This window comes from Clostridium hominis (genome assembly GCF_014287825.1).
Lineage (GTDB): Bacteria > Bacillota > Clostridia > Clostridiales > Clostridiaceae > Clostridium > Clostridium hominis.
Genome location: NZ_JACOOO010000005.1, coordinates 145,574 through 152,192 on the forward strand (window position 1 = coordinate 145,574; position 6,619 = coordinate 152,192).

Genomic DNA, 6,619 nt, shown 5'->3' on the forward strand with positions numbered 1-6,619 from the left:
TTGAAAATTTGTAAATATTGCTATATAATTTTTTATGTAAATGTTTAATGTTTTTTATGCAAAATTTAACTAATTAATTTATTAACAACGTTTATATAAGGGGTATCCTAAATGACTAATGCTATATATACTCTAAAAGAAATAGACATTAATTCTAACTCAATTCATAAATATAATTCCAAAGATAACTACACCATTTTCTATTTTAGAAAAGGTCATTGTATTTCCGTAATTAATGAAGAAACCTATTCCTGCACAAATCACAACTATATTTTATTAAAAGATTATGAGGAAGTTTATTTTAATAATAATACCGATTCAATTTGTACAATCTATGCATTATCTTTTAATCCAAATATAGATTTAAACAGTATAAAAGATGAAAGTTTACTTAAATGCTTCAATTTAGAATCACTAAACAAGTTCCGTCATATCCCATCACATTCAGAAGGTGCAATGCGTATCCGTACACTCTTAGTACTTCTTTTAGTAGAAGATAAAAATAATCATTACGCTAGTAATACATTTAAAATAAATACGCTCTCAATGATTCTTGTCATTTTAAATAGGGTAGTTATAGAGTCTATGATGCCTGAAAAAAAATTCTGTAAAAAAGGCCTTCGTTTGGACCATGTATTTACTTATGTAAATGCTCACTTAACAGAAGATATTTCTTTAGATAAACTTTCTGAAGATTTATTTTTCAGCAAATATTATATACTTCATGAATTTAAAAAGAAGACAGGTATATCATTATATAAATATATAATAAAAAGAAAGCTTGAATACAGTAAGACCTTAATTGAAAGTGGGATGCCAATAAAAGAAGTGTATCATCATTGTGGCTTTGGAGATTACTCAAATTTCTTTAAGGTTTTCAAAAGAGAATACGGCTTAACACCTAAACAATACTATAATCAGGTTATAAATAAAAATATTTTAGCTGATTTAAATGTAGAACTTAATAAATAATTATGACATAGAAGAAAATGATAAAATTAATAGCGTAAGAAACATAGAATGAGCTTTAGAACTTTAGTCACTATCGTTGTGAAAATGCGTTAAGAAATTTAAATGTTTGAGCATAGCGAGTTTTTAAATTTTAGCATTTTTGCATAAGATAGTGGCTAAAAGTTCTTAACGAATGGGTCAGTTTCTGTAGCTGTCAATTTTATCATTTTCTATGTCATATTATTTCGCACTTTATTTCAATTTTATAATAATTTCAAGTACTCTCCATAGCCTTCTCTTTCCATATCACACTTAGGTATAAACTTTAAAGAAGCTGAATTTATACAATATCTAAGCCCCCCAAGCTCTTTAGGTCCATCATTAAAAACATGACCTAAATGAGAGTCTGCATTTGTACTTCTTACTTCCGTTCTTATCATTCCATGACTTAGATCCTCTATTTCCTTAATATATCCACCATTTATCGGATTTGAAAATGCAGGCCAACCACATCCTGAATTAAATTTATCTTTTGAAGAAAATAGTGGTTTTCCGTCAACTACATCCACATATATTCCTTCTTCATAATTATCATTATACTCGTTATTATATGGTGCTTCTGTGGCATTTAGTTGAGTCACTCTATATTGAATATCTGTTAACTTATCCTTTAAAGCTAATTTTTCTTCTTCACTTTTCTTCCATGCATGTTCTATAAACTCTTTCCTACCAGAACCTTTATAATAAACATTATATTTAAATGGATTCTTTTTATAATAGTCTTGATGATAGTCCTCTGCAGGATAGAACTTCTTTGCTTCTAATACCTTTGTCACTACTGGATCTTCAAACCTTTTGCTATCATCTATTTCCCTAATATAATCTTCTGCAATTTTCTTTTGATTCTCATCTAAATAAAATACAGCTGTTTTGTAACTCTCCCCTCTATCATAGAATTGCCCACCATCATCTGTAGGATCTATACTTTTAAAGAAAGCCTCTAGTAATTCTTTATAGCTTACTTTTTCTTCGTCATATGATATTTCTACAGCTTCATAATGACCTGTTTTCATATTACATACTTGCTCATAGGTAGGGTTTTCAACTCTGCCACCTGTATATCCTACAACAACGCTATATACACCATCGAACCTATCAAAAGGCTTTACCATACACCAAAAACATCCACCAGCAAATATAGCCTTTCTTATATTAGTCATATTTTCACCTCAAATTTTATACTTCTATACAAGAGTCATATCTTGCTAAGATAACCTCTCCATTAAAGAATTGTTTTGCTTCATCTACCATTTTTTCAACATCTCCATAATGTGGTAAGTGAGTTAAAATAAGAGTGTTAACTCCACTTTTCTCTGCTACTATCCCCGCTTCTCCTCCTGTCATATGACCTGCTAACTTTCCTCTCTCGTATTCATAACAAGATGACTCTGCTATTAACAGACTTGCCTCTTCACAGAAAACAGGTAGTTCATCATAATATCCTGTATCACCTGTGTAAACTAAACACTCACCATCTTCATTAGTTACTTTTATACTATAAGCTTCTATTCCATGTTTATTTAGTTTAGTTTCAAATGTTAAACTACCTATAGTAAAGCTTTCTTTCCCTTTAAAAGTATTGCCTTTGCAAAAATTCTTATAAGTTAACATTTGCTCTTCGCCTGGGCCGTATATTACAAGGGGATTTTCTCTCTTTTTTTCAAAAGTATCTAACATTGTAGCAAATTGCATACATTCTAAATCTGCATAATGATCTGCATGATAATGACTTATTACAATTCCATCTAATTCTTTTAATTCAATATGATTTTGAAGCCTTGATATTGATCCACTTCCACAATCTAAAAGTACCTTTGTTTCATTATCTTGCACTAAATATGCTGATGTTGCTCCATTAACTCTTGGGTAAGCACCATCACACCCTATTATTGTAACATTCATAATTTTCCTCCTTAAAATTATCTTTAGTTTTATTATTTTACTCTATCTCATATTAAATACTATTTAAATAGTATATTAATTAAATATATCCTTATAATAAATTTTTTTTTATCATTTAGTCAATTAACATTTAGTTTTACCAACTACTTTTCTACTCTATTATTTATAAAATTTACAACCTTTTCTAATGTATTTATAGCTTCTTTTGTCCAAAGCATAAATTGATATTGATGCAATAATCTTTTATCATTAAAGAAAAGCGATGTACAACTAACATTATTATCTTTTAAACTCTCTACTAATTCCTTAGATTGTGATTCTAACTTGTCCATATCTCCTGCTGTTATAAATGTAGGTGGATAATCTTCAGTGATATGCTTAACAGTTGAAATTTCATCTAATCTCTCGTAGTTTTTAAAGTCTTTTTCTCCTGTATAAGCCCACAAATATTCTTTAATTCCTGGAAATCCTGTTTCTGAAACATTACTCATATTATATAATCCACAAAATAATATCACACCTTTAAGTTCATCCTTGGTTAATACCGGATCTATTTCCATAATATCTGATAACTTCTTATTTGTTTGTATTGCTGCTATCTGACTAGCTATTTGTGCACCTGCTGATCCTCCAGCTATAAAAATATTATTAATATCAACATTGAACATTTCACTCTTTTCTTTCAAATAGCTTATAGCTTTGCTTACCTGTATTATAGGTGTTGGATATGTATGTTCTGGCGCAAAGGCATATTCTACATTGGCAACTATATATCCATGACTAGATAAAGTTCTTGCATATGCAGCTGTGGCCTCCTTGCTACCACCTATAAATCCACCTCCATGAAGCAATACTATCAAAGGTTTTTTTTCATTCAAATTATCTAAGGGCATATTTATATCCATTATTCCATTTTCAATCTTAGATCCATAATCAATATCTTTTATAACTATTGTTTGCTTTTTTATTTCATCATAGTTCTTAGGTCCTGGATATACTCCATTAAATAATAATCTTATAAATTTCGATGCTGGCTTAACTGTAATCTTGTTCACAGTTGCAATTGCAGTTATTGTGCCTACCACAGCTAGTGCTGGGATTAACTGTGATTTTCTTTTTTCAAATCTATCATTCATATTATTACCTCAAAAAATTATATTCCATCTAATTCTAACATATTTTCCCACAATTATTAATTTATAAATATCTCATACTACAACCATATAAAATAAACTCAGCTACTCAACACCTTTGTATATATAAATAAAAGAAACCATTACCTTTACGATAATGGTTCCTTATTTATATAAGGTATAAGTTAGGGCTACTTTAATTTCCAGATTTCCTCGTTATATTGAGCAATTGTTCTATCTGATGAGAAGAATCCCGCTTTACTTATATTGGTCAGAACTTTCTTCATCCAAGAATCTCTATCCTCAAAATCCTTAAACATTCTATCCTTAGTCTTTATATAATCCTCTATATCTATTAATGTCATAAACCAATCTTTATTTATTAATTCATTATATAATCTAGTTAAATTTACTTCATCTCCAACTTGAAGCATTTTATCACTTACTATGAAATCTACAAGTTCTTTGATTCCTTCTTTTTCATAGTACTTTCTTGAAACATAATCTGCTTTTTTATAATGCTCAATTATTGTCTCACTTGGCTTACCAAAAATATAAATATTGTCATCTCCAACTAGTTGATGAATTTCAACATTTGCTCCATCTTCAGTTCCTAAAGTTAATGCACCATTAAGCATAAATTTCATATTACCTGTTCCTGATGCCTCTTTAGATGCAAGCGATATTTGTTCTGATACATCACAAGCAGGTATTAACTTAGAAGCTTTAGTTACATTATAGTTTTCTACCATAACAACTCTTAAATACTTATTAACTTCTGGATCATTATTAATGATTTCTTGCAGACAAAGTATAGTATGAATTATATCCTGAGCAATAATATATGCTGGTGCAGCCTTAGCTCCAAATATCATTGTTATAGGAGTTGTTGGTAATTTTCCTGATTTAATTTCTAAATATTTATTGATTATATATAAGACATTCATTTGTTGTCTCTTATATTCATGAAGTCTCTTAATTTGAATATCAAATATTGAATTTTCATCAATATCAATATTTTGAGTTTCTTTCAAATAATTCTTTAATTCAATCTTATTATTTCTCTTTATAGATTCTAGCTTTGCATATACTTCTTTATTATCTATATATTTAAGTAAATCTTCAAGCTTAGTTGCATCCTTTTTATACTCATCTCCTATAAGCTCAGATATATAGTTTGATAACTCATTATTACAGTGAATTAACCATCTTCTAAAAGTTATCCCATTAGTCTTATTATTAAACTTTTCTGGATAAATCTTATAGAATGGATTTAATTCTTCATCTTTTAATATTTCAGTATGAAGAGCTGCAACTCCATTTACACTAAATCCATAGTGTATATCCATATGTGCCATATGAACTCTATTTTCATTATCTATTATAAATACCTTTTCATCATCATATTTTGATTTAACCTTATTATCTAACTCTCTAATAATAGGCATTAATTGTGGTACAACCTTTTCTAAGTATGCTATTGGCCACTTTTCTAAAGCTTCTGCTAAAATTGTATGATTTGTATATGCACAAGTCTTGGTAACGATACCGATTGCTTCATCAATTTCTATCCCCTTTTCTCCTAATAAACGTATTAATTCAGGAATAACCATTGAAGGGTGAGTATCATTTATTTGAATAACTACATGTTCATTTAACTTGTGTAAGTCATATCCATTTTCTTCTGCTTCTGAAAGAATTAACTGAGCAGCATTACTTACCATAAAGTATTGTTGATAAATTCTTAATAAATGTCCTGCTTCATCACTATCATCTGGATATAAGAACAATGTTAAATTCTTTTTGATATCTTCTTTATTAAAATTAATACCATCTTCTACAATAGTCTCATCTATAGAGTCTATGTCAAATAATCTTAGTTTATTACAAGATTGATTATATCCTGTAACATCTATATCATATAAACTTGAAGTAACTTTAAATCCACCAAATAGCACATCAAATTTAATGTCTGATTTATTTAACCAGCTTTCCTTAGTTATCCATGGATTCTTTTCAGCTTTTTGTTTATTATCCTCAAATACTTGTTTAAACAAACCATAATGATAATTTAGCCCTACTCCATCACCATTTAAACCTAATGTAGCTATGGAATCTAAGAAGCAAGCAGCTAATCTACCAAGTCCACCATTTCCTAAAGATGGTTCTAATTCAATTTCCTCTATTTGAGATAACTCTTTCCCATTCTCTAGAAGAACTTCTCTAACTTCATCATATATCCCTAAATTAATTAAGTTATTTGATAATAACTTTCCAATTAAAAATTCTGCTGATATATAATATAATTTTTTATTACCCTTATTGGTCCCTCTATTCTTAATAATTCCTTTAGTCAACTCTAATAATGCTAAATATACTTCTTCGTTTGTAGCAGTAGCTATTGTCTTTTCAAATCTTTCTTTTAAAACTTGATTTAAATTTTCATTAATCATTATAATCTTCCTCCCACTTTAAATACATATTATATTGCATATTGTGTAAGTTTGTGTAATATCATGTAATGGTTTTCTCATTCTTTCTTTTAAAACTTGATTTAAATTTTCATTAATCAT

The 6,619-nt window shown here is 28.6% G+C and carries 5 protein-coding genes; 1 reads left to right on the forward strand and 4 read right to left on the reverse strand.

Annotated features, from left to right (window positions below):
- The first annotated feature begins 111 nt into the window (after positions 1-111).
- The gene (locus H8S20_RS05260) at positions 112-972 is read left to right on the forward strand and encodes a helix-turn-helix domain-containing protein (RefSeq protein WP_051986807.1); all 861 of its coding nucleotides are present in this window, start codon (positions 112-114) and stop codon (positions 970-972) included.
- A gap of 242 nt (positions 973-1,214) precedes the next feature.
- On the opposite strand, the gene msrB is transcribed toward H8S20_RS05260, so the two are convergent.
- The 4 genes from msrB to H8S20_RS05280 all read right to left on the reverse strand — a co-directional run bounded on the left by msrB (position 1,215) and on the right by H8S20_RS05280 (position 6,499).
- Positions 1,215-2,171, reverse strand: coding sequence for a peptide-methionine (R)-S-oxide reductase MsrB (msrB, locus tag H8S20_RS05265; protein WP_186859460.1), 957 nt, complete (start codon positions 2,169-2,171; stop codon positions 1,215-1,217).
- Between the two features lie 16 nt (positions 2,172-2,187).
- Entirely contained in the window at positions 2,188-2,913 is a 726-nt protein-coding gene (locus H8S20_RS05270) for an MBL fold metallo-hydrolase (RefSeq protein WP_032117767.1), read from the reverse strand.
- A gap of 143 nt (positions 2,914-3,056) precedes the next feature.
- A complete protein-coding gene (locus H8S20_RS05275; protein ID WP_186859461.1) occupies positions 3,057-4,049 on the reverse strand; it encodes an alpha/beta hydrolase in 993 nt (330 codons plus the stop codon).
- Between the two features lie 188 nt (positions 4,050-4,237).
- On the reverse strand, positions 4,238-6,499 hold the full coding sequence (locus tag H8S20_RS05280; RefSeq protein WP_186859462.1) for a glycogen/starch/alpha-glucan phosphorylase: 2,262 nt from the start codon (positions 6,497-6,499) through the stop codon (positions 4,238-4,240).
- Between the last annotated feature and the right edge of the window lie 120 nt (positions 6,500-6,619).